The 26,761-nt window shown below is 63.3% G+C and carries 25 protein-coding genes; 15 read left to right on the forward strand and 10 right to left on the reverse strand.

Annotated elements, in window-relative coordinates:
* Positions 1–154: 154 nt before the first annotated feature.
* The gene (locus IEV38_RS00950; protein WP_188394298.1) at positions 155–766 is read left to right on the forward strand and encodes an NAD(P)-dependent oxidoreductase; all 612 of its coding nucleotides are present in this window, start codon (positions 155–157) and stop codon (positions 764–766) included.
* A gap of 72 nt (positions 767–838) precedes the next feature.
* On the opposite strand, the gene IEV38_RS00955 is transcribed toward IEV38_RS00950, so the two are convergent.
* Positions 839–2,464 carry an ATP-binding protein gene (locus IEV38_RS00955; RefSeq protein ID WP_188394299.1) on the reverse strand — a complete coding sequence of 542 codons (1,626 nt, stop codon included), beginning with the start codon at positions 2,462–2,464 and terminating at the stop codon, positions 839–841.
* A gap of 426 nt (positions 2,465–2,890) precedes the next feature.
* Between IEV38_RS00955 and rarD the strand changes: the two genes are divergently transcribed.
* A complete protein-coding gene (rarD, locus tag IEV38_RS00960; RefSeq protein ID WP_188394300.1) occupies positions 2,891–3,778 on the forward strand; it encodes an EamA family transporter RarD in 888 nt (295 codons plus the stop codon).
* A 9-nt stretch (positions 3,779–3,787) separates the two neighbouring features.
* Here rarD and IEV38_RS15430 read toward each other — a convergent pair whose 3' ends face one another.
* Positions 3,788–5,437: a methyl-accepting chemotaxis protein gene (locus IEV38_RS15430; protein WP_308633499.1), complete on the reverse strand. Its 1,650-nt coding sequence runs from the start codon at positions 5,435–5,437 to the stop codon at positions 3,788–3,790.
* A gap of 169 nt (positions 5,438–5,606) precedes the next feature.
* Between IEV38_RS15430 and xseA the strand changes: the two genes are divergently transcribed.
* Positions 5,607–6,947 carry an exodeoxyribonuclease VII large subunit gene (xseA, locus tag IEV38_RS00970; protein ID WP_188394302.1) on the forward strand — a complete coding sequence of 447 codons (1,341 nt, stop codon included), beginning with the start codon at positions 5,607–5,609 and terminating at the stop codon, positions 6,945–6,947.
* A 22-nt stretch (positions 6,948–6,969) separates the two neighbouring features.
* Here xseA and IEV38_RS00975 read toward each other — a convergent pair whose 3' ends face one another.
* Both IEV38_RS00975 and IEV38_RS00980 read right to left on the reverse strand, forming a co-directional pair.
* Positions 6,970–7,170, reverse strand: coding sequence for a TonB-dependent receptor (locus IEV38_RS00975; RefSeq protein ID WP_188394303.1), 201 nt, complete (start codon positions 7,168–7,170; stop codon positions 6,970–6,972).
* Positions 7,164–7,373: a hypothetical protein gene (locus IEV38_RS00980; protein ID WP_188394304.1), complete on the reverse strand. Its 210-nt coding sequence runs from the start codon at positions 7,371–7,373 to the stop codon at positions 7,164–7,166. The genes IEV38_RS00975 and IEV38_RS00980 overlap by 7 nt, the downstream gene beginning before the upstream one ends.
* Before the next feature lie 142 nt (positions 7,374–7,515).
* Here IEV38_RS00980 and sodB point away from each other — a divergent pair, with 142 nt between their 5' ends.
* The 5 genes from sodB (at position 7,516) to IEV38_RS01005 (ending at position 11,785) form a co-directional block, all read left to right on the forward strand.
* A complete protein-coding gene (gene sodB / locus IEV38_RS00985; protein ID WP_188394305.1) occupies positions 7,516–8,094 on the forward strand; it encodes a superoxide dismutase [Fe] in 579 nt (192 codons plus the stop codon).
* Positions 8,095–8,357: 263 nt separating this feature from the next.
* Positions 8,358–9,368, forward strand: coding sequence for a thiosulfate ABC transporter substrate-binding protein CysP (cysP, locus tag IEV38_RS00990; RefSeq protein WP_188394306.1), 1,011 nt, complete (start codon positions 8,358–8,360; stop codon positions 9,366–9,368).
* Positions 9,369–9,522: 154 nt separating this feature from the next.
* Positions 9,523–10,368, forward strand: a complete 846-nt coding sequence (gene cysT / locus IEV38_RS00995) for a sulfate ABC transporter permease subunit CysT (protein ID WP_188394307.1) — start codon at positions 9,523–9,525, stop codon at positions 10,366–10,368.
* Between the two features lie 12 nt (positions 10,369–10,380).
* Entirely contained in the window at positions 10,381–11,235 is an 855-nt protein-coding gene (cysW, locus tag IEV38_RS01000) for a sulfate ABC transporter permease subunit CysW (RefSeq protein WP_229728485.1), read from the forward strand.
* A 367-nt stretch (positions 11,236–11,602) separates the two neighbouring features.
* Entirely contained in the window at positions 11,603–11,785 is a 183-nt protein-coding gene (locus IEV38_RS01005; protein WP_188394308.1) for a hypothetical protein, read from the forward strand.
* A 24-nt stretch (positions 11,786–11,809) separates the two neighbouring features.
* Here IEV38_RS01005 and nhaR read toward each other — a convergent pair whose 3' ends face one another.
* On the reverse strand, positions 11,810–12,709 hold the full coding sequence (gene nhaR / locus IEV38_RS01010) for a transcriptional activator NhaR (RefSeq protein WP_188394309.1): 900 nt from the start codon (positions 12,707–12,709) through the stop codon (positions 11,810–11,812).
* A gap of 172 nt (positions 12,710–12,881) precedes the next feature.
* Between nhaR and IEV38_RS01015 the strand changes: the two genes are divergently transcribed.
* Together IEV38_RS01015 and IEV38_RS01020 are read left to right on the forward strand one after the other, a co-directional pair.
* Positions 12,882–13,178 (forward strand): TFIIB-type zinc ribbon-containing protein, encoded by a 297-nt coding sequence (locus tag IEV38_RS01015; RefSeq protein ID WP_188394310.1) that lies wholly within the window; start codon positions 12,882–12,884, stop codon positions 13,176–13,178.
* 257 nt (positions 13,179–13,435) lie between these two features.
* Positions 13,436–14,065 carry a carbonic anhydrase gene (locus tag IEV38_RS01020; protein ID WP_229728486.1) on the forward strand — a complete coding sequence of 210 codons (630 nt, stop codon included), beginning with the start codon at positions 13,436–13,438 and terminating at the stop codon, positions 14,063–14,065.
* Between the two features lie 52 nt (positions 14,066–14,117).
* On the opposite strand, the gene IEV38_RS01025 is transcribed toward IEV38_RS01020, so the two are convergent.
* The gene (locus IEV38_RS01025) at positions 14,118–15,062 is read right to left on the reverse strand and encodes an AraC family transcriptional regulator (RefSeq protein ID WP_188394311.1); all 945 of its coding nucleotides are present in this window, start codon (positions 15,060–15,062) and stop codon (positions 14,118–14,120) included.
* Between the two features lie 188 nt (positions 15,063–15,250).
* Between IEV38_RS01025 and IEV38_RS01030 the strand changes: the two genes are divergently transcribed.
* A complete protein-coding gene (locus IEV38_RS01030) occupies positions 15,251–15,910 on the forward strand; it encodes an SDR family NAD(P)-dependent oxidoreductase (RefSeq protein ID WP_188394312.1) in 660 nt (219 codons plus the stop codon).
* Here the strand turns inward: IEV38_RS01030 and IEV38_RS01035 are convergent.
* The gene (locus IEV38_RS01035) at positions 15,894–16,991 is read right to left on the reverse strand and encodes a lipid A deacylase LpxR family protein (RefSeq protein ID WP_229728487.1); all 1,098 of its coding nucleotides are present in this window, start codon (positions 16,989–16,991) and stop codon (positions 15,894–15,896) included. The genes IEV38_RS01030 and IEV38_RS01035 overlap by 17 nt on opposite strands.
* A gap of 190 nt (positions 16,992–17,181) precedes the next feature.
* On the opposite strand from IEV38_RS01035, the gene IEV38_RS01040 reads away from it, so the two are divergent.
* A complete protein-coding gene (locus IEV38_RS01040; protein WP_188394313.1) occupies positions 17,182–17,901 on the forward strand; it encodes a YbaY family lipoprotein in 720 nt (239 codons plus the stop codon).
* A 4-nt stretch (positions 17,902–17,905) separates the two neighbouring features.
* Here the strand turns inward: IEV38_RS01040 and IEV38_RS01045 are convergent, their stop codons facing one another.
* Both IEV38_RS01045 and IEV38_RS01050 read right to left on the reverse strand, forming a co-directional pair.
* Positions 17,906–18,499, reverse strand: a complete 594-nt coding sequence (locus IEV38_RS01045; RefSeq protein WP_188394314.1) for a DUF938 domain-containing protein — start codon at positions 18,497–18,499, stop codon at positions 17,906–17,908.
* 108 nt (positions 18,500–18,607) lie between these two features.
* On the reverse strand, positions 18,608–18,940 hold the full coding sequence (locus IEV38_RS01050; protein ID WP_188394315.1) for a GIY-YIG nuclease family protein: 333 nt from the start codon (positions 18,938–18,940) through the stop codon (positions 18,608–18,610).
* On the opposite strand from IEV38_RS01050, the gene IEV38_RS01055 reads away from it, so the two are divergent.
* A complete protein-coding gene (locus IEV38_RS01055) occupies positions 18,939–19,775 on the forward strand; it encodes a cytochrome c (protein WP_188394316.1) in 837 nt (278 codons plus the stop codon). The genes IEV38_RS01050 and IEV38_RS01055 overlap by 2 nt on opposite strands.
* 4 nt (positions 19,776–19,779) lie before the next feature.
* On the opposite strand, the gene IEV38_RS01060 is transcribed toward IEV38_RS01055, so the two are convergent.
* Positions 19,780–20,649: a class I SAM-dependent methyltransferase gene (locus IEV38_RS01060; protein WP_188394317.1), complete on the reverse strand. Its 870-nt coding sequence runs from the start codon at positions 20,647–20,649 to the stop codon at positions 19,780–19,782.
* Between the two features lie 356 nt (positions 20,650–21,005).
* Here IEV38_RS01060 and IEV38_RS01065 point away from each other — a divergent pair, with 356 nt between their 5' ends.
* Together IEV38_RS01065 and IEV38_RS01070 are read left to right on the forward strand one after the other, a co-directional pair.
* Positions 21,006–22,793 (forward strand): autotransporter assembly complex protein TamA, encoded by a 1,788-nt coding sequence (locus tag IEV38_RS01065; protein ID WP_229728488.1) that lies wholly within the window; start codon positions 21,006–21,008, stop codon positions 22,791–22,793.
* Entirely contained in the window at positions 22,783–26,760 is a 3,978-nt protein-coding gene (locus tag IEV38_RS01070) for a translocation/assembly module TamB domain-containing protein (protein WP_188394318.1), read from the forward strand. Before IEV38_RS01065 ends, IEV38_RS01070 begins: the two co-directional genes overlap by 11 nt.
* Position 26,761 lies beyond the last annotated feature (1 nt).

Here is a 26,761-nt window from a genome sequence, read left to right on the forward strand (position 1 = left end):
GCTGACTTCTTGTTGGACGGCGTGCGATGCGATAGGATTTTCCAACCAGGTCTATTTTATAGACCTGCATCGTCTCCAACAATCGCCGCGGCATCACGCGCCTGCTCCGCCCGTCGGTCCGGCGCACAATGCGGCACAACACGAAAGACCATCCATGACACACATCGCACTCATCGGCGCCTCCGGTCAGGCCGGCTCGCGCATCCTCAAGGAACTCTCGGACCGCGGTCACCGCGTGACCGCCATCGCGCGCCACCCGGAAAAGATCGCCGCCCTGCCCGGCGTCACTGCGGTCAAGGCGGACGTATTCGACAGTGCCGGGCTGGCCGCCATCCTCAAGGGACACGATGCGGTCGTCAGTTCCGTGCATTTCACCGCCAGCGATCCGACAAAACTGCTCGACGCCGTGCGCGCTGCCGGCGTCAAGCGCTATCTCGTCGTCGGCGGCGCCGGCAGTCTCGAAGTGGCGCCGGGCCAGCGCCTGATCGACCAGCCCGATTTTCCCGATGCCTATCGTGCCGAAGCGGCAGGCGGCGCAGCCTTTCTCGACCTGCTCCGGCAGGAAAAGGAACTCGACTGGACCTTCCTGTCGCCGTCCGCCGAATTCTTTGCCGGCGAGCGCACCGGCAAGTTCAGGCTCGGCAAGGACGCGCTGCTTGCGAACGAAGACGGTTCGCGCATCTCGTTCGAGGACTATGCGATCGCGCTGGTGGACGAGATCGAAAAACCCGCGCACTCGCGCCAGCGTTTCACGGTCGGTTACTGAAGCGTCCTCGCAGCGCACGCCCGAAAACAAAAAGCCCGGCTTAGAAGGCCGGGCTTTTTTGCGCGTAGCTGATCAGCGTATGCCGCGGAACACCGCGCACTGCGCGAACGCTTCTTCCGACAGCGGAATCTGCTTGCTCTTGCAGTACTTGGAAGTCAGCTTCAGCAGTTCCTTGACGTCGCGGCCGCTGCACTTGGCATAGGTGTCGCTCAGGCGGTCGATCTGCTCGTCGGACAGCTTGGCATTGAACTGGTCCGACAGCGAACGCCACAGGCGCATCGCATCATCCTTGGGCGGAATCTCGTACTGGATGGTGGCGATGCAGCGCGACAGGATCGCATCGTCAACGTCGCCGATGCGGTTGGTCGTCATGAACAGCAGGCCCTTGAAGTATTCGAGCGTACGCAGGAATTCGGCGACGATCGCATTGTGCTGCAGGTCGTTGTCGCGGCAGCGGATATAGACGTCGGCCTCGTCGAGCAGCAGGATCGCATCCCAGCGCGCAGCGCGGCGCAGGATCTCCGACAGGTTGGCCTCCACCGATTCGGCCGTGATGCCGAGCTGGCCCGAATGCACGCGATACAGCGGCTTGCGCACCACCTCCGAATACACCTCGGCCGTCAGCGTCTTGCCGAGACCCGGCGCGCCCTGGCACAGGATCGTGGTGCCGCCCGACTTGCCTTCGACGATGTCTTCCATCAGCACGTTCATGTCGGCCGTCAGGATGTCGATCAGGTCGCGGTGCTGCTCGGGCAGGATCAGCTTTTCGCGCAGCTCCGGCTTGTACCGGTATTCGCTGACGTTCTGCACGTGTACCCAGATGTTCTGATGCAGTTCCAGATGGAACAGATTCAGATAGCAGTGCATCGGAATCTTCTCGAAACCAGTCTCGAAGCCTGCATCACGCCAGAATTCGGCATCGGTCATCATCTCGAAGCGGCGGTCGAGGATTTCCTCGTCGTTGACGCACCTGGCGGCCATGCCCTCCTTGAGGGCCATCATCGTCACCTTTTCCTTGTGATCGATGGTGAAGGCAGCGTTGCGTGCCGTGAATTGCTGGCCGAAGCGGCGCTGGTAATCGAGGAAACGCTTGGCGTGCGTCTCGTATTCCTGCTTGAATTCCGGGCACTCCTTGAAGTAGCCCATCTCGCCGAGCAGTTCGGGAATCGTGCGGTTGACGATGTCGTGGCGGTTGATGACGATCGCATTGGTCATGCCGGCGCGGCGCATGCGCATGTCGTTCGATTCTTCCTTGGAAGCCGACTGCATGGTGTTGGCCAACAGATCGACGACGACGTAGGGCGCGCCCTGGTCCGGCACCATGTAGCGCAGGCGATGCACGAGCCATGGCAGCAGCACGCCGTCCTTGTTGCGCTTGTAGATCCAGCCGTCGATGACATCGCGCGCGAAATACGCGGCCAGCCCCGGCACCACCTGTTCGAGATCGGGAATCTTGCGTGCCTGCGGCGCGTTGCGGATGTTGTCGAGCGCCAGCATCTGGAACATCAGCGCGCGATCCTCGTGCGTCTTGGCCAGGCCGTACAGGGTGTTGAGCGACTTGCCGTCGAACAGCTTGCTGGCGACGATCATGCGGCCGTGACACACGCCATGCTCCTCGAGCCGCTTGGCGAGCGGCGATTGCGGCTCGATCATGCCGAGCAACACGTGTATCAGCGATTCGGGTATTTCAAAATCCATCACAGCTCCTGCTCATGTCGTGCTCCGGCACGATTCGAATGGCATTCCTCGTACAGCGCAGAATGCGATTATCCGCATCGGGAAGACGCGCCCGCGCGGCGCATCCCCTTGCAAAGCAAAACGGCCTCCATCGCTGGAAGCCGCCGCAAGACAAGTCCCGGCCGCATTGTCGCTTTCGACGAAGGGTCTTCGGCACCTGTCCGCAATGCGGCCATCATAATGCAAAGCCGTGCCGCTGTGAAGCCGCGCCCCGGAACCGGCCGGACGGCATCGTGCACAAATCCGGCCATGACAACCGGCAATTCCGGCCACGGCCATGCCCTACGTCGCATGCGCACGCCTTTTCGCCGACAGGCCGGCGGAAGGATTGACCGCATGGCCTATACTGCGTGCCTTGTCATTCCAACTATGATTCCCGGATACCTCGTGGCCAAAGGCGTTCTGTTCTCCATCATCGGATCGGTACTGTTTGCCGTCCTCTACTATTACGCGACCCTGCTCGCGCCGCTCGATGGCGAGCAGATCTTCGGCTGGCGCACGCTGCTGACCTTTCCGTTCCTGACCGCCTTCATCTGGCTCAGCCGCCAGCAGCACATGGTGCTCACTCTGGCGGCGCGCATGCGCGCGCAGCCGCTGCTGATCGCGGGTGCGCTCGCCACCTCGGCCCTGCTCGGTGTTCAATTGTGGCTGTTCATGTGGGCGCCGCTGCATGGCCGCGCGCTGCATGTGTCGCTTGGCTACTTCCTGCTGCCGCTGACCATGCTGCTGACCGGCCGCCTGGTCTATGGCGAACGCCTGACGCGCCTGCAGAATCTGGCAGCGCTGTTCGCCGCCGTCGGCGTGCTCAACGAGCTCGTGCAGCTCGGCAGCCTGTCGTGGGAAACCCTGCTGGTGGCATTCGGCTACCCCGGCTACTTCGTGCTGCGGCGGAAGATGGCGGCCGCCAACCTCGGCGGCCTGTGGTTCGACATGGCCCTGCTGCTGCCAGCCGGCCTGTGGTTCATCGCAGCCGGACCGGTCGGCTTCGAGTCATTGACCGACCACCGCGCCCTGTTCGGCCTGATCCCGCTCCTGGGGGTATTGAGCTCGACCGCGCTGGTCTTCTACATGCTGGCCAGCCAGAACCTGCCGCTCAGCCTGTTTGGCCTGCTGGGCTACGTGGAGCCTGTACTACTGGTGCTGGTGGCGCTGCTGCTCGGGGAGACCATCAGCGGCGCGCAATGGCTGACCTACATTCCGGTGTGGATTGCGGTGCTGCTATTGATCGTGGAAGGAACGCAGGCCACTCTGCGCAGCCGCATGGCCACGCGCTGAATTGCAGACTCATGCCGTCAGCAAGGGTTGCGACGCCATGGAAATCCCCTGCGCCGGCTGCAACTCGTTTGCCGGCGCCATCGACACCTCGGACAGGTGTTGCGACTTCACGGTATCCGCTGCACCAAGCCGGAAGGTGCTGACCACCTGCACCAGATGACCCGACTGGCTTTGCAGCGCATCGGCCGCCGCAGCAGCCTGTTCCACCAGCGCCGCATTCTGCTGCGTGACCTGATCCATCTGCATGACGGCCTGGTTGATCTGTTCGATGCCATCCGTCTGCTCCTGGCTGGCGGCACTGATCTCGCCCATGATGTCGGTCACGCGGCGCACACCCTCGACCACTTCCTGCATGGTCGTACCGGCGTCGTTGACCAGCTTCGATCCCGCATCGATACGCTCGACCGAATCGCCGATCAGGCTCTTGATTTCCTTGGCGGCGCTGGCCGAACGCTGCGCCAGCGTGCGCACCTCGGCCGCCACCACCGCAAAACCCCTGCCCTGCTCGCCGGCACGCGCTGCCTCGACCGCCGCGTTCAATGCCAGGATGTTGGTCTGGAAGGCGATGCCATCGATGACGCCGATGATATCGACGATCCTGCCGGCAGACTGGTTGATCGCGCCCATGGTATCGACGACCTCGGACACCACGGCGCCGCCGCGCGCGGCGATTTGCGACGCATGCAGCGCAAGCTGGTTGGCCTGACGCGCGTTGTCGGCGTTCTGCCGCACCGTCGAAGTCAGTTCTTCCATCGAGGAAGCGGTTTCCTCGAGCGAGCTGGCCTGCTCCTCGGTGCGCGACGACAGGTCCATGTTGCCGGTCGCGATCTCGCCCGAAGCCAGCGCAATCGCCTCCGTGCTGGCGCGCACTTCGCCGACGAGCCTTGCCAGTCCGTCGTTCATCGACTTGAGCGCCTTCAGCAATTGCGCCGTCTCGTCCTTGCCGCGCACCTCGATCATGCTGCTCAGATCGCCGCTGGCGACCGTCTGCGCGATGCGTACCGCCTCGTTCATCGGCTGCGTGACCGAGCGCGTGATCAGCCATGCGCAGGCCAGGCCGATCAGCACCGCCGCGACGCCGAGCCCGATCATCCAGTTCAGCGCCGAGGCAATGTGCGCGCCTGCCGCCTGTCCGCTCTGGCTCACGTATTCCTTCTGCAGACTGCCAAGCTCGGCCACCACCTTCTGCACCGCATCCAGTGTCGGCAGCGTTTCGCGTTGCATCAACTGTCGCGCCGCGTCCGTCTGCTGGTCGTGAATCAGCGCGCCGACACGGCCGAACGACGCCACGTACTTGCCTCGTACCTCCTTGAACTGCGCCAGCAGGACCTTGGCGTCGTCATTCACGACCAGGCGGTCCAGTACCGCAACCGCATCGTCGATGGTCTTCTTGTTGCGCGCAATGTCGGCAAACAGGAAGTCGATGCGCGACGGGTCGGTCTCGATGAAGAATTCCAGGTTGCGGCGCGCGTTGGCGCGCGTGGTCGCATCGATGGTCGCGACCGCCTCCGCCTTGATCCAGTCTTCCTCGACCATGCGTTTGTTGATGCCGCCCAGTTCGCCGAAGTGATGGACCGCCACCGCGATCAGCACGACCATCAACAACGACACCAATCCGAAGCCCAAGCCCAGCCGGGCACCGATTCTCAAATTCGACATGCGCACTTTTTCTCCCTGTGATCCTGCTTTATCGAGGCAATCGCTGATGGATGCCCGCGATTCCTTTACCATGCATGCTGCCGGCCGCGAAAAATGTGCATCGCTCATGCACTTATGAAGTGCGCGCCCGGCGGCATTCCTTCCTTCATGCACCACGACGACCTGCCTTATGAACAACCCGTCCAGCCCCGCCGTCCTCAGCGTTTCCGCCCTCAACCAGGCGGTCGCCCGCATGCTGGAACGGCAGTTCCCCTTGTCATGGATCGCCGGCGAGATTTCCAACTTCACGCGCGCGGCGTCCGGCCACTGGTACTTCACGCTCAAGGACGATGGCGCGCAGGTACGAGCCGTCATGTTCCGTGGTCGTGCCCAATATGCAGATTTCATGCCACGCGAAGGCGACAAGGTGGAGGTGCGTGCGCTCGTCACGCTCTACGCGCCGCGCGGCGACTATCAGTTGAATGTGGAAGCGATCCGCCGTTCGGGCGTCGGCAATCTCTACGAAGCCTTCCTGCAGTTGAAGGACAAGCTCAATGCGGAAGGCCTGTTCGATCCGGCGCGCAAGCGTCGTCCGCCACTGTTCGTCAAGACCATCGGCATCGTCACCAGCCCGCAGGCAGCCGCGCTGCGCGACGTGCTGACAACACTGGCGCGCCGTGCGCCGCACGTCAATGTGATCCTCTATCCGACGCCGGTGCAGGGAGAAGGCGCGGCCATGAAGATCGCACAGGCGATCGCCACTGCCTCCGCGCGTCATGAATGCGATGTGCTGCTGATCTGCCGCGGCGGCGGCAGCATCGAGGATCTGTGGTCATTCAATCATGAAGTGGTGGCGCGCACGATTGCCGGTTCGGAAATTCCCGTAATCACCGGCATCGGCCACGAGACCGATTTCACGATTGCCGATTTCGCCGCCGACGTGCGCGCGCCGACGCCAACCGCCGCCGCCGAACTCGCCACCATGGCGCGCGCCGACTGGATCGCGCGCGTCGATGCACATGCCTACGACCTGCGCTTTGCGATGAAGCGCCAGCTCGGCGAGGCGGCGCAGACGCTGGACTGGATGTCACGCCGCCTGGTCAATCCATCGTCCACTATCGGACAGGAACGCGCGCGGCTGGCCGCGCTGCAAAACCGGCTGCACCATGCCACCCGCATTCCACTCGACCGCGCGCGCCTGTCATTGACACGCCTCACGCACCGCTGGCAAACCCACAAACCCGACACGCGCAACGCGCGCCTGCACATCGCGCGCGATGCGCGCAGCCTGGTCAACTGCATGCAGGCGCAATTGCGCCAGCGCCACCAGCACCTGCGCGCGCTATCGGCCCAGCTCGAGATGCTGAACCCGCAACGCACGCTGGAACGCGGCTACGCCATCGTCAGCAATGAAAAGGGAGAAATCCTGCGCTCGCCGCACGCCCTGCAGCCACGCAGCAATGTGACGGTACGGCTGGCGGAAGGAACGGCGCAGGTGGGGATTGCGAGCGTGCAGCAGCAGATCGACTGAAACGCTCGCGGGATCGATGGGATTACTTGAAGGTGCCGCGCAGCGTGAGCATGGCATTGCGCGGCTCGCCCACATAATTGTTCATGTAGTTGCTTGCGATCGACGAGTAATAATGTTTATCGAACAGATTCTCGACGTTCATGGCAGCAGACCAGGTTTTATTGATCTGATACGCCACGCGCGCATTCCAGACTGCATAGCCGCCCTGCACGGGATTCAACATCGTCGTACGTCGGTTTTCTGCTTGCTCCGGTAATTCACGCCCATTCCGACGCGCCAGTTGCCCGTCGCCACCGGTGCATGCACATCGTTCTGCGTTCCGGTTTTGACGATACTCATCGGGTCTCCTCGCAGGCGCTTTTCGCCATAACAATAATGAGAATAATTCGCATTATAAATCAGCACCATCCCCTTGGAACGCCGCATCGTTGCTTGCTCTCCGAAGGGCTGCCTATTTTTTAATCATTCGCCGAAATTGACCTGCGTCGTGTGCAAGCAATCAATAACCGCTTTACAATGAATGCCTTTCCAAAAGATGTTTTTACTTTAATTTTCACAAAGGACGACCATGGAACATACCCTGCCGGCACTGCCCTATGCGTTGGATGCGCTTGCCCCCCACATCTCGAAAGAGACGCTTGAATTCCACTATGGCAAGCATCATCAGACCTATGTGACCAATCTGAACAACCTGATCAAAGGTACCGAATTCGAAAACCTGTCGCTCGAGGAAATCATCAAGAAATCTTCCGGCGGCATCTTCAACAACTCGGCCCAGGTGTGGAACCACACCTTCTACTGGAACGGCTTCAAGCCGAACGGCGGCGGCGCACCGACCGGCGCCCTGGCCGACGCGATCAACGCCAAGTGGGGTTCGTTCGACAAGTTCAAGGAAGAATTCACCAAGTCGGGCCTCGGTAACTTCGGTTCCGGCTGGACCTGGCTGGTCAAGAAGCCGGACGGCTCGCTCGACATCGTCAACACCTCGAACGCCGCCACCCCGCTGACGACCGAGAACAAGCCGCTGCTGACCTGCGACGTCTGGGAGCACGCCTACTACATCGACTACCGCAACGCGCGTCCGAAGTACATCGAGTCGTTCTGGGCGATCGTCAACTGGGACTTCGTGGCGCAGAACTTCGCCTGATCGTTCCAGACCGCCAGCGCGCGGCACATGCAAAAAACGCCTCCTTCCGGAGGCGTTTTTGTTTGTCGGACAACTTGGGTATCATGCTGACCTTCATGCGCATTTCGCATAAGGACATGCAAAATCGATAGTTTGAACGCATAAGCGAACTTGATATATTTGTCGCTCGGCAAATTTGTCGGCTATCAACGGCAATGTGCAGCGTCGCGGTCCTGTCGGTGGCGCCCGGAACCCTCACTATATAAAACAACGGAGTTACAACCATGTTCAAGAAAACGCTCTTGCTCTCCGCCACGGCAGCCGTGCTGCTGTCCGGCGCCGCCCAGGCCCAGGAGAAGCCGCTGCTCAACGCGTCCTACGACATCGCGCGCGAACTGTTCGCAAGCATCAACCCGAAATTCCAGGCGCACTGGAAGAAGCAGACCGGCGAAGATCTGAAGATCGACCAGTCGTTCGCTGGCACCTCGCGCCAGGCACAGGACATCATCCAGGGCAAGAAGGTCGATACCGTGACCTTCAACCAGGTACCGGACATCGACATCCTCGCCAAGCGCGGCCTGGTACGCAAGGACTGGCAGAAGGCTTTCCCGAACAACGCCTCGCCCTACTACAGCACGATCGCCTTCCTGGTCCGCAAGGGCAATCCGAAGAACATCAAATCCTGGGACGATCTGGTGCGCGACGACGTGAAGGTCGTCTTCCCGAATCCGAAAACCTCGGGCAACGCGCGCTACAGCTACCTCGGCGCATGGCTGTACGCCAATGAGAAGTTCAAGGGCGATGAAGCCAAGACCAAGGAATTCGTCGGCAAGCTGCTGCGCAACGTGGTCAACTTCCCGACCGGCGGCCGTGGCGCCACCGTGGCATTCGCACAGAACAACCAGGGCGATGCACTGCTGACCTTCGAATCGGAAGTCATCAACATCGCCAAGAGCGACGAGTTCAAGGCCGGTGGCTATGAAATCGTGGTGCCGCCGGTTTCCGTGCTGGCCGAGTTCCCGGTTGCCGTGGTTGACAAGGTGGTCGATGAAAAAGGCACCCGCAAGGTCGCGACCGAATACCTGAACTACCAGTATTCGCGTGAAATCCAGCTGCTGCTGACGACCTTCAACTACCGCGTCCATCACCCGGATCTGGTCAAGGTCATCACCGACCGCTACGCCAAGGTGCGCCTGATCAACCCGAACGACGTGCTCGGCACCTGGGATGCGATCCAGGACAAGCACTTCGGCAGCGGCGGCGTGCTGGACCAGCTGCTCTCGCAGCGCCGCTGATGCGGCAGCCGGTGGCACCGCGTGCGACCGGCTTTGGCAAGTCCACAGGCGTGGTTTACAATGCCACTCTTTCAAACGACCATCCTCGTGATGGTCGTTTGCTTTCCGGCCGCAGCCTTGCGCGGCCTTGCCCAGCCATGACATCGTTCCTATCGTGACCCAGTCCCTTCGCTTTTTCCGCAGCACGCCGGTCCTGCCGGGCTTCTCGATCAGCTTCGGCATTTCGACGCTGTACATCAGCCTGGTGATCCTGCTGCCGATTTCCGCGCTGCTGATCTACGTCAGCGGCATGACGTGGTCGCAGTACTGGTTCGCGATCACCGACGTGCGCGTGCTGCAGAGCTACAAGGTCACGCTGACGGGTGCGTTCTATTCGACGGTGGCGGTGACCGCCATCGGCTTCGTCTGGGCGTGGATCATCACGCGCTACAACTTCCCGGGCCGCCGCCTGCTCGACTCTCTCGTCGATCTGCCGTTCGCGCTACCGACCTCGGTGGCCGGCCTGACGCTATCGACGCTGTTCATCCCGAGCGGCTGGCTCGGCCAGTTCTTCGACATGGTCGGCATCAAGATTTCCTACGCCTTCCCCGGCATCGTGGTCGCCATGATCTTCACCAGCATTCCGTTCATCGTGCGCTCGGTGCAGCCGGTGCTGGAAGACATGGAGAAGGAACTCGAGGAAGCCGCACTGATGCTGGGTGCGAACAAGTGGCAGATCTTCTGGCGCGTGATCCTGCCGACGCTGGTGCCGGCATTGATCGCCGGTTCCTCGCAGGCCTTCATCCGCAGCCTCGGCGAGTTCGGCGCCGTCATCATGATCGCCGGGAACATCCCGTTCGAGACCGAGGTGACCTCACTGATGCTGTTCGTGCGTCTGCAGGAATTCAACTACCCGGCCGCCGCCGCCATCGCCTCGGTGGTGCTGCTGGCGTCGCTGACGCTGCTGTTCATCCTGCAGCTGATCCAGGGCCGGCTGTTCAACAAATCGATGGGCGCATAAGGACGGAACGACATGGCAAAGGCAATCAAACGTCCGACCGAAGCGCACCAGTGGCTGCTGATCGCGCTCGGTCTCTTCCTGGCGGTGGTGTTCCTCGTGCTGCCGCTGACGCTGATCTTCGCGCAGGCGCTGAGCGGCGGCGTCGGCCTGCTGTGGCAGAACCTCAATGAAAGCTACATGACGCACGCGATCAAGCTGACGCTGCTGGCGGCGGTCATGACGGTACCGATCAACCTCGTGTTCGGCATCCTGCTCGCATGGTGCGTCACGCATTACGATTTCATCGGCCGCCGCCTGCTGGTCACGCTGACCGAGATTCCGTATGCGACCTCGCCGGTGGTCGCCGGCTTCTGCTATCTCGTCGTCTATGGACTCGAAGGCATCATCGGGCAGTGGCTGTACGCCAAGGACATCCAGCTCATGTTCGCCTGGCCCGGCATCATCATGGTCACGGTATTCGTCACCGCGCCCTATATCGCGCGCATCCTGATGCCGCTGATGCAGAAGCAGGGAACGGAAGAAGAGATCGCCGCGCTGTCGCTGGGCGCCAGCGGCTGGCAGATCTTCAGCAAGGTCACGCTGCCCAACATCAAGTGGGCGCTGCTCTATGGCTGCGTCATCACCAATGCGCGCGCGGTCGGCGAGTTCGGCGCGGTGGCGGTGGTCTCCGGCACCATCATGAACCAGACGCTCACGCTGCCGCTCCTGGTCGAACAGCTCAACAACGACTACAAGACCGCCGCCGCCTTCACCGCTGCCGGCCTGCTCGCCTGCATGGCGATGCTGACGCTGCTGCTGAAGACCTTCATGGAATGGCGCCAGGAACGGCGCGAAGCGGAGCCGGTAGAAGATATCCGCGGCGCCTGATGCCTGCCGCCGTCATCAGACGGCTTGCGTGTTTTGCGCACCGGAACATTCATGATCGATTCTCATTTACGATCGTCAGGCACGCCGGGATGTAAAGTTCGCATTCCCGCGACGGGGATGTTAGACTCTGTGCACTGCAGGTCAGACGCCAGTCTGGTGACACCGCAGTCGAATAGCATGATCACATGACATTCGCACTACAAGAAAGTCAGTGCATTCCTACCGAAACATGGGACAAGCGCTGATCGCCATCGAATGAAGGCTCCTCTATTCTCGCAACGCAGTCGAGAAGATTTGTTTGCCGGATTGGAGAAACGATTCCTCCCGGGAATTTCGCTTCACCGATCGCTACGATAAGGAATCGATCATGTACAAGACGCCCGATGAGATCACTACCCGCATTCTTTCCATGAGCGCGGAGCAGGCCGAAGAACAGAACGAAGTCTGCAACGAACAGGACAATGCCGTCGACGGTGAAGAAGACCTCGACAAGCGCGGCCACATCACGGTCGTTCCCTTCAACCCGGTACAGACGGGTTCGTTCCAGTAAGCTGCCCTTCCTTTCGCATTCGGCCTAGCGGATCAGGCTTTCGCGCGCAGCGGAACTGATCGCCACCACGGCCGGATGCGTCAGTTGTCTTTCCACCGAAATCGCATAGAACTGCTCGGTCACCAGATTGGTACGGCCGAGTTCGGTCACGCCTGACTGCTTGCAGATCTGGTCGGCCACCGCCGACGGCGCGGCAAAGATGCCCTTGCCGGCTTCGCCGAACGCCTGCAGCAAAGCGCCATCGTCGAACTCGCCGACGATGCGCGGATGCACGCGCTCCTTCTCGAACCAGCGCAGCAGGCGCGGCCGTACCGCGGCTTCCTCGCCGGCCATCAAAAAAGGTGCGCCGTCCATGCTTGCCGGAAAATCCTTCTTGTACTTTCTTGCCAGCGGTTCCGCTGCAAAGAAGCTCACGCTGCATTCGCCCAGCAAGTGGTTGTAGCCGCGCACGTCGATGTTGGCCGGCATCGGGCTGTCGGCGATCACGATATCGAGGCGATGGATCGCCAGATCGGCGAGCAGATCGGTCAGCTTGCCCTCGCGGCAGACGATGCGCAGCGAATCGGGCAACTCCATGGATGGCTCCAGCAGCAGATAGGCGATCGCCTTGGGTACCGCGTCCGCCACGCCGACACGGAACTGCATGGGCAGGCCGTCAGGGCGCGAGCGCAGCACTTCCTGCAATTCCTCGCCGATGGTGAAGATCTCGTCGGCATAGCTGAGTACCACGCGGCCGGCGTCGTTGAGCTCGAGCCGGCGGCCGACGCGATTGAAGAGCGGATAGCCAAGCATGTCTTCGAACAGCGATATCTGGCCGCTGATGGTCTGCGGCGTCAGATGCAGGCGTTCGCTGGCGCGGCCGATACCGCCCGACTTGGCGACCACCCAGAAATAATGCAGATGCTTGTAATTGATCGCGTTCATGCACGTCTCCCTATCTGGTTTTTACGAACCAAATGCTGAGTATATTCGAATTTTAATGAAAGGAAACTCGGCTTACAGTACTCGGATCGGCACAGAGTTGTCGAATATAAAGAGAAGCGCCCCCGCTTCCGATTCCAATAATCGAGACAGCAGCTCACCGAGGATACGACTCATGAAGTGCCCTATCTGCAAGGACATGCAACTGATCATGTCGGATCGCCATGGCATCGAAATCGATTACTGCCCCAATTGCCGCGGCGTCTGGCTGGATCGCGGCGAACTCGACAAACTGATTGAACGTTCAATTCCGCACCTGCCGCCGGAACCGCATCCGTCGGTACGTCCGCAAGCCAGCGCATCGCGCGGCCTGCGCCCGCTGTCGTATCAGGATCCACGTTACGGCTACATCAAGGAAGGTTACGGCCAGAAGCAGCGCAAGAACCTGCTGGCCGAACTCTTCGATTTCTGAATCCTTCCATTCCGGAAGGCTCCGCGTGAGCAGGCGGGCAGTTTGCCGCCTGCTTTTTTTGCGCCTGCCACCAGGACACGCCTTGTTCGCAAGCGCACATTTCCTCGCTGTTTTTTCCCGGCAGCACGAGCACAGCCGGCCCGAATGCTTTAAAGTAGCGGGCCAGCAGCGGCGTGCCCGGTCGGGCGCTGCTCTCACGATGCCGACATGACGGCCATCGCCGCCGTACCCCAACAAGCTCTACAGGAAAAATCAGCATGCCAATGCAAACAGCCAAACAAGCGCTCGAGCGCCTGCGCGAGGGCAATCGCCGCTTCGTCGCGGATATCCGCAACCCGGAAGGCACTTCGGTGCTGACCCGCCGCCAGGAAGTGGCAGACGGTCAGGAACCGTTCGCCATCATCCTCGGCTGCTCCGATTCGCGCGTGCCGGCCGAGATGGTGTTCGACCAGGGTCTCGGCGACCTGTTCGTGATCCGCGTCGCCGGCAACATCGTGGCCCCGTCGCAGATCGGCAGCGTCGAATTCGCGGCGGAACGCTACCGCACCAAGCTGGTGGTGGTGCTCGGCCATTCGCAGTGCGGCGCGATCCTGGCCACGCTCGAAGAACTCAAGCGCCCCAACGAAAACCAGTCGCGCCACCTGAAATCCATCGTTGACCGCATCCGCCCGTCAGTGGCGACGCTGCTCGATACCGACCTCAAGCACGATCACGATGCGCTCGTGCATCAATCGGTGCGTGCCAATATCCGCGCCTCGGTCAACCAGTTGCGTCACGGTTCCGAATTGCTGGAAAACCTGATCCTGAACGAAGGCCTGCTGGTGGTCGGCGCCGAGTATTCGCTCGAAACCGGCGCGGTCGAGTTCTTCGACGGCCTGCCCGCATAACGAGGCAGAAATAAAAAGGCGGGCGCGATGCCCGCCTTTTTCGAATCATCCTTCAGTCCGCCTGCGCCTGCCGCTCGGCATCGCGCAACGGCACCCTCAATTCCGGCGGTACACCGCCGCGCATGCTTTCTATATCGCGTAGAGGCGACTGGCCGTAGAGTCGCGCATACTCGCGACTGAATTGCGAAGGACTTTCATAGCCGACACGATGCCCGGCCGTGCCGACATCGAGCCGGTCAACCAGCATCAGCCGTCGCGCCTCGTGCAGACGCAAGCGCTTCTGGTACTGCATGGGCGTCATTGCCGTGACCTGCTTGAACTGATGATGCAGCGACGACACGCTCATGTTCAACCGCTCCGCCAGCTCGTTGATGCGCAAGGGCTGGTCGAAGTTGTCGCGCAGCCAGGCTGCCGCCCGCGCAATGCGGTTGCCCTGGCTGTCCTTCATCGCCACATTCAGCAGTTTGGCGCCGTAAGGCCCGATCAGCAGACGATAGAGGATTTCCTGTTCGATCAGCGGCGCCATCGCGGGAATGTCTTCCGGACGATCGAGCAGGCGCAGCAGACGCAATACCGCATCGATCAGCTCCATCGATGCCGCATGCACCGAAATGCCGCGCAGACCGGTACCGCTCATCGCCGAACGCGGAATGTGGATGCGTTTCAACAGCTCGCCCAGACGTTCGTTGTCGATCGCCATGCCGAGTCCGAGATGCGGTTCGGCTTCGCTGGCCACGCTGATGCAGGACTCGACCGGCAAGTCCATGGACACCATCAGATAATCGCCGACGCCATAGGCGAACACTTCCGATCCCAGCGTGACGCGCTTTTCTCCCTGCACGATGAGTGCAAAGCACGGCCATTGGGCGCTGTGCACCACCCGCGTCGGCTGTGAGCTGCGCTTGAAGAAGAGACTGCCGATGGCGGTTGCACATTCACCATCCTCGTTGGCATAACGGGCAATGATGTCTGCCATTTCCTGATACGCGGAATGCATGGAGATTCCTTTTATTTCATGAGCTTATGACGAGCGCGATGCTAACAGAGGCAAGCGCCCGCATTGACGGTCCATCCCGCGATTTGCAGGATCGTGCATGAAGTTCGCAGAATAAGGATAACGATAGGCGCGGCCTGCATGCGAAAGTCTGCTGCTCCGGGCATTGCCAATCTCATCAGGAAAAAACCATGACGCATCGCATGCACCCGCTTCATGACAGGATCGCCATCGTCATCGACGCCAGTCATGGCATCGGCGCCGAAATCGCACGCCATCTCGCGCGTACCGGTGCGCGGGTGGTGCTGAATTACCGGCCAGCGCAGCGGCGGGCGGCACAACAGCTCGAAGAGGAAATATTCGGCAGCGGCGGCCGCGCCTGGGCGGTACCTGCCGACCCGCGCAACGAGAACGAGGTTCGCTTTCTGCTGGAACAGACCGCCAGCGGCTTTGGCGAACCCGACATCATCATTGCCGCCGACAAGGCAGCGGACGCTGCGCTGCCGCATCGCTTCGGCATGCATGCGGACAAGGTCTGGACGCTGCAGGCGCCCTGGTTCCTGCCTCCGTCCTGTCCTTCCGCAGGCAGTCTTGCCGCCGACGCCGCATGTGCGTTGCGCCGCACGATCGATGCGGCAGTCACGCACTCGCTGCAACAAAACGCCAGAAACATGGAACAACCGGACCCGCCGGCCCGCCGTGCAGAAGCAGCCTTCGATGACATGACGGAACTGCGCCCGCGGCGCACGTCATGCACCAGCCATGCGCCGGATGATACGACGCAGACCGTGCTGGCCGCAGCGCGTATTGGCAGCGGCAGACGCAGACGACGCCTCAGTATTCGAAGCTGATCGTAATCGAACCGTAGCTCTGCGGCTTGTCCTGTCCGCGGAACTCCTTACTGCGCAGGTACTGCGCGTAGGTGATCTTGCCGCCGCTCCATTGCCATGCAATGCCGGCTGCCACGTCGCCGACGAAATAGCGCTTGGACACGCTGTGGCTGTCGGCAAAGGTATTGCCGTCGAGGAAGATGTTGTGCGCCACCGCGCGCGCATCGAGCGAGACGAAGGCGTGCAGGCCCCCATCTTCCAGCCGGCGCATCGCACCGGCCGGCAGCGGCGCATTGCTGTCGCTGGCGGGGCGGATCGGCGACGTACCGAAGTCATTGGGCAAATGGCTGCCGATACGGAACTCCATGCCGGCATTCAGATAGGTCTTGACGTTGCCGACTGCATAGCCGTAGTGCGTGATCGCATCCATCTTCGGCATGCCGTGTTCGGCCACCTGCAGCACACGGCGCTTCTTCTCGTGCACCAGCATGATGCCGAGTTCGTTGTGCAACTGGTTGTCCCAGCCTTCGAAGCGGTCGATGCCGCGCAGATCGTGGATGAAATTCTGTGCCTGCCGCGCCAGCGAGGCCGGGCCAACCACGCCGACATTGATCTCGACCGTGTCCATCTCCTTCTCGTTGCGCGCGTTGTAGGCCATGCCGAGATAGAGCCAGCCGGCGTAGGGGCGATCGTCGGCGATCAGATCGCGCCGCGTGTGATCGGTCGGCGTGTACATTTCCTGGCCGCCGCTGACGACCATGTTGCGCGAGGCATAGGAACCGGGCTGCACGCGCTTGGAAAGGTAGTTCAGGCGCCGCACCCACTTCGGCAGGCAGGGATCGCTGGTGTAGTCCTGCAGGTTGGCCGACACCCATGACAGCTTGATGCCGTTGGTGTAGTTGTTGTCGGTGCCGGCGAACAGGTCATTCTCGTAATAGAAGTTATAGACGCCCGGATAATTCCTCAACTCGCCGACACCCGGCTTTTCACCGCACCGCGTGTATTCGTACTCCTCGGCGGCCGCCAGGCCCGGCGCGGCGGAAAGAAGAAGGCACAGGGCCAGCGTGGCTTGCCCGTGGCCGGCAAAGCGGAAGAATGGCATCGACATCGGTAAGGACAGTTGAAAACAGGGAAAATGACGCTTGCCAGTCACGACCGCGGCACGATAAAGCCGGCGCTCGATGCGCTGGCGCACATAAGACTAGCGAATAATATGCGAGGATGCCAGTATGCAGCCACGCAAGTAATCGCAACATCGCCTCGTCAACGTTTCCCTGGATGACCAAATCGCCATGACCATGACATTTTCGCGTGCCATTGCCCTCCTGCTCGCCACCGCCCTGCTGGCCGGCTGCGGCAGCTTCTTCAAGAAAAAACCGGAGATCGCTCTGTCCGGCCATCTGACCGGCAGCGTGACCTACCGCGAGCGCGTGGCGCTGCCGCCGGACGCCAAGGTGATCGTGAGCCTCGAGGACGAAACCCGGCCCGAGAGCAGCGGCGAATTCATCGCGCAGCAGGTCATCGAACCCAAGGAACAGGTGCCGGTCGCCTTCGACCTGCGCTATGTGCCGGCAGCCATCGACCTTGGCCATCGCTACGCGGTCAGCGCCGCCATCATCGACGGCAACGAACAGTTGCTGTGGTCCACCGACGAGTCGATTCCCGTCGATTTCGCGCAGCAGGACAAGCCCATTCCGGTTACCGTCAACCGCATGCTGACCCCGGTAGCGGCACCGGTGCCGGCACCCAAGGCGCCCGTCCCCTTCAAATGCGACGAGATCGGCCTCATCGCGCGCTTCTCGGAAGGCGTGGTCGAACTCTCGCTGCCGGGCGACCGCAAGGTCAACCTGCCGCAGGTAGTGTCGGCCTCCGGCGCGCGCTATACCGACGGCAGCACGCTGTTCTGGAACAAGGGAGACGAGGCGCAGTTCGAGATGAACGGCAGGAAATACACCGGGTGCCGCATCGACCGTGAACCTGCACCCGAAAAGCCGGCAGCGTCCTTCAAGTAGGCGCTCAGGCGCGATGCCAGACCAGCAGACGATTGTTGGCCGGCATCGCGTGATCGGCAATGGCGGTCAGGCCGCATGAGCGCGCCAGCTGCTGCATCGCCTCCAGATCGCGCAAACCCATGTGCGCGCCCTGCGCACGCAACGCTTCGTCGAAGCGCGCATTGCCTTCGCTCGTGTATTGACCGCCGACGTTGAACGGTCCATAGACACACAGCACGCCGCCGGCCGGCAGCAGCCTGCCCACTCCCTCGAACATGGTCTCCACCCTGTCCCACGACATGATGTGGCAGGTGTTGGCCGTGAACACGGCATCGATATCGCCGGCCGGCCATTGCGGCTGCGTCATGTCGAGCGTGATCGGCGGCAGCACGTTGGACAATGACGCCTCCTCGATCCAGGCGCGTATGCCCGGATGATGTTCGGACAGATCGCTGGGCTGCCAGCGCAGGTGCGGCAGGTGTTCGGCCATGAAGACCGCATGCTGGCCGGTGCCGCTGCCGATCTCGAGCACGTGCTTCACATGAGCGAACTCGTGCCGCAACACCTCGAGGATGGGACCGGCGTTGCGTTCGCACGCGCTGGAAAACCGTTTGTTCATCGCACTTCCCCGTTCAATCCTGATTGCACAGGGTACACGATGACGAAGGTGCGTGATTCATGAGCATGACTCATGAGCGTGATGCGTGAGCACGATCGATGCGCACCGTCATGCCGCCATCTCGCGCGCAAGCCGCCACAGCTGATCGCGCTGCAGGCAGAAGCGGCGCTTGTCGCGCGCGCTCAAACGCTTCATCGCATGTTCGGCACGCAATGCCGAGGAACGGTCCGGATAGGCGACCACCGCCAGCACGCGGCGCGGCGGCCGCGAACGCGTGTAGCGCGCGCCCTTGCCGCTCGCATGGAGCCGGAAGCGGGCCTGCACGTCGAGCGCGATGCCGGTATAGATGCTGCCGTCATGGCATTCGAGCAGATAAAGAAACCAGGCAGTGCCGGTCGCTTCGCTATACTGCGATTCAATCGTCCCCGGATGCCTGCTCATGCGTTTTCCCCTTCACCCCTGCGCCGTCCTTTTTCTGTCGTTGCTGATGTGCCTGCTGTCGAGCATGCCGGCGCATGCCGCCGACGATGCGGTGCTGACGCTCGCCCTGCCCGGCCAGCAGCAGAAGCTGGCGCGCGCCAACCTGCTGCGCCATCCCGAAACCAAAGTCATCACGATACCCGACGATCCCTCCTATCGCCGCACGATGAGCTACCAGGCGATTCCGCTGTCGGCCATCGTGCGCGACCTGCGCGGCATCGATACGCTGCAATTCCGTTCGGCCGACGGCTTCGTCGCCAACATTCCGGGCGAGCTGTTCCGCTCGGCGGCGCAGGCATGGATCGCGATCGAGCCGGCCACGCGGCCATGGCCGCCGCTGAAGGAAGACGGACCGAGCGCCGGCGCATTCTATCTGGTCTGGCTGCAGCCCGAACAGGGCGGCGTCTCGCCCGAGCAATGGCCGTTCCAGATCGTTGCCATCAGCAACGTCGCGGCGCTGACGGTACGCTATCCGCAACTGCTGCCCGACGCGCTCGAGGACGATCCGCAGCAGCAGGCGGTGCAGCGCGGCCTGCGGCAGTTTCTCGCGCAATGCGCGAGCTGCCACCGGCTCAATGGCGGCGGCGATGCCGCGCTCGGACCGGACCTGAACCTGCCCTTCAATCCGACCGAGTATTTTCACGAGGATTTCCTGCGGCGCCTGATCCGCGAACCGGCCGCGGTGCGCGCCTGGCCGCAGTCAGCGATGCCGGGCTTCGGCGAAGCGGTATTGAGCGAGACGGACCTCGATGACCTGCTCGCCTACCTGCGCCAGATGGCAAGGCAAAGAAAGTAGCCGCTCACGCGTCCTGACCGTGCGCCGGCGTGAAGAAGCGCGACGACATCTCTTCAAGCCCCAGCGTCTGCAGCACTTCGTGCAGGCGTTCGGTCGGACGACGGCGCGGCAGGTCCTTGTAGCTGGCGATGATGAGTTCGTTCTTCATCGAATGCTCCCAGCCGACCAGTTCGGTCACGTTGACCTGATAGCCGTGCGCCTCGAGCTGCAGGCAGCGCAGCACGTTGGTGACCTGGCTGCCGAATTCGCGCGTGTGCAGCGGATGGCGCCAGATCTCGGTCAGCGGATTGGCGAGCGCCTTGCCCTTGTTCTTTCGCAGCATCGAAGCCACCTCGGCCTGGCAGCACGGCACCAGCACGATGAACTGCGCCTGCTTCTCGAGCGCAAAGCGGATCGCGTCGTCGGTCGCGGTATTGCAGGCATGCAGCGCGGTGACGACGTCGATCTTCTGCGGCAGGCGATCCGAAACGATGGAATCCGCCACCGACAGGTTCAGAAACGACATGCCGGGAAAGCCGAGCTTGTGCGCCAGTTCGGTCGAGCGCTGCACGAGTTCGTCGCGCGTCTCGATGCCGTAGATGTGCGCTTTGTTCTCGTGCTGGCGCTGCCTGAAGTACAAGTCGTACAGGATGAAGCCGAGATAGGATTTGCCGGCGCCATGATCGACCAGCGTGATGTCGGCATGATCGGCGGCGACCTGTTCAAGCAGCGGCTCGATGAACTGGTAGAGGTGATAGACCTGCTTGAGCTTGCGCCGGCTGTCCTGGTTGATCTTGCCGTCGCGCGTCAGGATGTGCAGTTCCTTCAGCAGTTCGAGCGACTGCCCGGGACGGAGTTCGAGCAAGGTTTGCACATCCTGGTTGTTGCGGCTCATGGCGGGAGATGGGACAAAAAGCGGGAGAGCCGCCACTATAGGCACTTTGGCGCGCATCGGCAACCGCCGTCCCATCCCGAGCGCCGGGAACTACGCTCCCGCCCCACAGTCCGACCCTGCACATCCCGCGCGCCTGCCGCCACGCCCGTGGAAATGCTGATAAGCTGGCGCCGTCCGCCGCACGCACCGTTCTGGCATCGCGAAACGGCGGACCTTGCCGGTTCGCGACCATCTTGCCGAGATTCGCCACGCTTTCGATCAACAACATAGTGCCGAAAAGAATCGTTTCCTTTTTCCATCGCGCATGGTCGCTGCCCCGGCACTCGCATACCTGCCCGCCTGCCCGCCTGTTTCCCGTGTTTTTCCTGGCCGCGTGCCTGTCGCAGGGCGCGCATGCGCAGAACGACGACGCCGCCATTCAGGCCGCAAACGACAGCGTGGCGGCGAACGTCCAGAACGAAGCGGAAGAACGCGTCACGCCCTACCGCGTGGAAATCGAGGGTGCAGGCGGGCTCACTCCTTTCCTGATCGACAACCTCGAACTCGCCAAGCGGCAATCGCAGTCCCTGCACGAAGACGAGGTACAGCGCCTGGCCGGCGTGGCGCCGGTGCAGATCCGTTCGCTGCTGGCGACCGAAGGCTATTTCTCCGCCGCCGTCACCCACATGCTCGACCGCAACGTCACACCTTGGGTGGCGCGCTACACGGTCACGCTCAACGAGCGCACGCTGGTGCGCGCGGTCGATCTGCGCTTCAAGGGCCAGCTGGTCGAAGCCGATCCGCGCCGCGTCGAGCGCCTGCGCCGGCAATGGGGTCTGAAGGCCGGCGGCATCTTCCAGCAGAAGGCATGGGACGATGCCAAGAGCGAAATGCTGAAGTCCCTGCTGGTACGCGACTATCCGGCAGCCGCCATCACCGCCAGCGAGGCGCGCATCGAACCGCTGACGGCGAGCGCCACGCTCAGCGTCGAGGTGGACTCCGGCCCCGCCTTCACCTTCGGCGAACTCGAGATCGAAGGCCTGCAGCGCTATTCGAGCCGCATCGTCACCGACCTCAATCCGATCAAGCCCGGCGATCCCTATTCGCAGGAAAAGCTCAACGAGTTGCAGGCACGCGTGCAGGATACCGGCTACTTTCGTTCCGCTTTCGCCACCGTCGATATCGATCCGACCAAACCGCACAACGTGCCGGTGCGGCTCGATCTGAACGAGAATGAACGCAAGCGGCTGTCGCTGGGTATCGGCTTTTCGACCGACTCGGGCGCACGGCTGCAGGTCAAATGGCTGAACCGCAATTTCCTGCAGCGCGACTGGCGGCTCGAATCCAATCTCAAGATCGATCGCGACAACCGCCTGATCGGCTCCGACGTCTATCTGCCGCCGCTGGAAAACGGCTGGATTCCGAGCTTCGGCGCGCACTACGAATACACCAACAGCGCTGGCGAAACGGTCGACAAGGTACAGACCGGTGCGCGCCTGACCAGTCCCGACAAGAACAACGAAAAGGTCTGGGCGCTGACCTTCTATGCCGACCGCCAGCGCATCGGCGACACCTATTCGGCCAACCGCGAGGCGCTGCTGGCCTCCTTCAGCTATACGCGCCGCCGTGTCGATAACCTGATTTCGCCGACGCGCGGCTACGTCGCATCGATCGACCTCGGTGCCGGTCCCAGCGGCGTCGTCAACGAGGACAACATTGCCCGCGTGGTGGCACGCGCAACTTATCTGTCGCCGACCTGGCATCGGCGCTGGCAGGCCGTGCTGCGCGGCCAGGTCGGACAGGTGTTCGGCAGCAGCCGCCAGACCGTGCCGGGCGACCTGCTGTTCCGCACCGGCGGCGATCAGAGCGTGCGCGGCTACGGCTACAACCGGCTCGGCGTGGAACAGGACGGCGCCATCGTCGGCGGCACCGTGACGGCGGTGGTCAGCGCCGAGCTCGTCTATCGCATCACGCCGGCCTGGGGCGCCGCCATCTTCACCGATGCCGGCAATGCGGCCGACTCGTGGGGCGACTTCAAATTCCGGCATGGCAGCGGCGTCGGCGCGCGCTGGCGCAGTCCGATCGGCCCGGTGAACCTGGACCTCGCCTACGGACACGAAACCAGGGAACCGCGCCTGCACTTCTCGATCGGCTATGGATTCTGACCGCACACCCGCCCCGCAACCCGCACCGCCGCCACGCAAGCGGCGGCGCTGGCTGGCGGTCGTCATCGTCCTGCCGCTCGTGCTGCTGGCCGTGCTAGTCGCTGCCGGCGGCTGGATTCTCAACACCGAGCGCGGTGCGCAGAGCGCGCTGTCGCTGGCGACGCGCCTGACGGCCGGCATGGTCGAGGCGCAGGACGTGCGCGGCAGCTTCGGCGACACGCTGCGCATCGCGCAGTTGCGCATCCATCTCGAAAACCAGGAGATCGTCATCGACGATCTCGCGCTGTCGCTGCGCCCGGCCCAACTGCTGCAGCGCCGCCTGCACGTGACGGCGCTGACCATGGGCAAGCTCGGTATCGTCAGCAAGATCGACCAGAAGAAGGACGAGGAGCCGGGCAAGCTGCCGAACAGCATTTCCCTGCCGCTGCACGTGCGCATCGACAGCGTGGAAGTGGCCGGCGGCGAACTGGCGTGGGGACCGCTGAACGTGATCACGCTCGGCGCCTTCGCCTTCCATCTCGATTACGACGGCAAGCGCTACCTGCTCGACCTCGACGAATTCAGCGCGCGCTCGGCTGCCGGCGCCAACGCCTTCGCTGGCGACCTCAAGGGCCGGCTCGAACTGTCAACCGCCAAGCCCTACCCGCTTGCTGCCGCACTCGCGATCGACAGCGAATCCATGCTCGGCGAACGCACCATCGCCGCCAAGGGCACGGTCAAGGCCGACGGCTCGCTGGCCGACATCGCCGCCAGCGCCGACCTGCGCATCGATCAGGCCAGCATCGCCGGCAACGCCAGCATCCGTCCGTTCGGCGAGCAGCCGCTGGGCAAGGCCGATCTCGCGGTGCGCCGGCTCGACCTCGCCCTGCTGGCACCCGGCCTGCCGACCACCGCGCTCGACATCGACCTGCAGGCCGGCGAGGACGGCAAGGGTTCGCTCAACGCGCGCAACGCGGCGGTCGGTCTCTACGACGAAGGACGCGCGCCGCTGTACCGGCTGGTGGTGGACTTTGCGCAGCAGGATGGACGCGTCGACTTCACGCGTGTACTGGCCGCGCTCGGCAGCGCGCAGCGGCCGGCCGGCAACATCGAGGGCAGCGGCCGCCTGCGCGATGGCGCGCTCGGCATGACGCTGAAGACCGCCCAACTCGACCTGCGCAAGCTCGACGGCCGCATGCGCGCCACACGCCTTGGCGGCAGCCTGGCGATCCGCCATGCCGACGGCCGCCAGGAATTCACGCTGGCACTACGCGAGCCGCTGCAGAAGAATCCGCTGACGCTGGATGCGCACGCCGTCATCGCCGACGACCTTGCCGTCATCGACAAGGCCGAACTGCGCGCCGGCAGCAGCGCCATCGACCTGACCGCGCGCGTGGGCCTGGCCGATGCGCAGGCGTTCGAGGCGAAGGCGACGATCCGTTCGCTCGACCCGCGCAACTTCGGCAACTTTGCCGAACTGCCGGGCATCAACCTGAATGCCGAACTGTCGGCCAAGGGCAAACGCCATCCCGCGCTGGAAGCCGATGCCGCGTTCCGCATCATCGACAGCCGGCTCGAAGGCCATCCGCTGACCGGTCAGGGCCAGCTCACGCTGCGCGCCGACACGCTGCACATCCCGAACCTGGTGCTCAATGCCGGCGACAACCGCCTGTCGGCACAAGGCCGCCTCGCGGAACGCGATGCGCGCATCGCCTTTGACGTCGATGCCCCCAAACTCAACCAGCTCGGCAGCGGCTTCGGCGGCGCGCTCAAGCTCGACGGCGACGTGCGCGGCAGCGTGCAGCAGCCGCGCATCGCCGCCAGCTGGAGCGGCACTGCACTGCGGCTGCCCGGACAGTTCCAGATCGACGGCACGCACGGCAAGCTCGAAGTGGCGTTGAACCGCAATGCCAACGCCGCCCTGCTCGCCAGCATCGCGCTCGAGGCCGAGGCACAGGGCACGCGCAACACGACGCAGCAGGTCAAGCAGCTCAACGCGCGCCTGCAATACGCGTCGGCCGCCAGCGCACCGCTGCTGCTCGCGATTCGCGGCGAGGGCATCAACGGCCAGCAGCTCGATGCCGAACATTTCGAAATCGGCGCCACCGGCACCACCGCGCAGCACACGCTCAATGCCAGCCTCGTCGAGCGCGACCAGGACTGGAAGATGACGGCCAACGGCGGCCTGCGCGATCTGGCGCGCGATCCGGGCTGGCAGGGAACGATCGCCGCGCTGCAGGCACAGGGCCGGCTCGACCTGCTCCTGACCGAACCGGCCGCACTGCAGGTGTCGCAGCGGCAGGTGCAGCTCGAACGCTTCCGCATCGCGCTCGGCCAGGGCACGATCGCGATCGAACGATTCCTGCGCAACGAACGCGGCATCGTCACCCAGGGCCGCATCGCCCGGCTGCCGGTCGGCGAACTGCTGCGCTACGCGGCGCCCGGTGCCGGCGTCAGCACCGATTTGCTGGTCGGTGGCGAATGGGACCTCAGCATGAACAAGCGCATCGACGGCAGCTTTGCGCTGCGCCGCGAGGCCGGCGACGTCGCCGTGCTCGGCAACGATTCGGGCCTGCTCGGACTGACCGCGCTCGACCTCACCGGCACCGTGCGCGACGGCCGCGCCGCGCTGCGCCTGCTGGCACAGGGCAGCAAGCCGGGCCGCATCGAGGTCAGCCTCGATACCGTCATCGGCGGCGGCGACAGCCGCTTCTCGATCGCGCCCAATGCGCCCTTCGTCGGCAATGCGCGCGTCGATGCGCCGACGCTGGGCTGGCTCGGCCCCATGCTGTCGCCGACATTGGTGACGGAAGGCGCACTGCACGCCGACGTCGCGCTCGACGGCACCTTCGGCAGCCCGCGCTTCAGCGGCGGCATCAATGCCGACCGGCTGCGCGTGCTGATGACCGACACCGGCGTCGATCTGCGGCACGGCACACTGCGCAGCCGCTTCCAGGGCGACCAGCTCGTCATCGACAACCTGACCTTCCGCAACGGCGAGGGCAGCCTGAACATCAGCGGGCCGCTGTCCATGGTGCGCGAACAGCTCGCGCTCGAAATGACGATCACGGCGCAACGCTATCTGCTGCTCGACCGCTCCGACCGCAAGCTCGTCGTCAGCGGCAACGGCACGGTCGGCTGGCGCGAAGGCCGCGCCAAGGCCAATGGCTCGTTCAGGGCCGACTCCGGCATGATCGACATCGGCTCGTCGGAAGCGCCGCAGCTGTCGGACGACGTCGTCATCGTCGGCCAGAACGACAAACCGGGCACCAAGACCGTCATCGCGCTCGATCTCGCGCTGAGCCTGGGCGATGGCATTCGCCTGACCGGCCGCGGACTCGACGGCACCATCGTCGGCGAGATCCGCCTGCTGGCCGACGCCGGCGAGGCATTGCGTGCGGAAGGCACGCTGCGCGTCGCATCCGGCACCTTCAAGGCCTATGGCCGCGAACTGGCGATCGAACAGGGACTGCTGCGCTTCAACGGCCCGCTCGGCAATCCGAACCTCGACATCCTCGCGATGCGGCGCGGGCAGGAAGTCGAGGCCGGCGTCTCGGTGCGCGGCAACGTGCTGGCGCCGCGCATCACGCTGGTGTCCGATCCGGTGGTGGCCGATGCCGAGAAACTGTCGTGGCTGGTGCTCGGGCGCAGCCTGTCGGGCGCCGGCGCGGGCGACGTCAGCGCCCTGCAGGCGGCCGCCAGTTCGCTGCTGACGCAGGGTGCGGCGGCGGGTGTGTCGTCGCAGATCGCGACCGCCTTCGGGCTCGACGACTTCAGCATCGGCACCAGCGACACCGGTCTGCAGGAACGCATCGTCACGCTCGGCAAGCGCATTTCCTCGCGGCTCTACGTCAGCTACAAGCAAGGACTCGAAAGCGCCAGCAGCGTCCTGCTGCTGCGCTACACGCTGACGCCGCGCATCACGGTCGAGGGCGAGGCCGGCACCAGCAGTGCCTTGTCGCTGTTCTACAACTTCGCCTTCGACTGAT

It is taken from the genome of Oxalicibacterium flavum, from assembly GCF_014635065.1.
Classification (GTDB): domain Bacteria; phylum Pseudomonadota; class Gammaproteobacteria; order Burkholderiales; family Burkholderiaceae_D; genus Oxalicibacterium; species Oxalicibacterium flavum.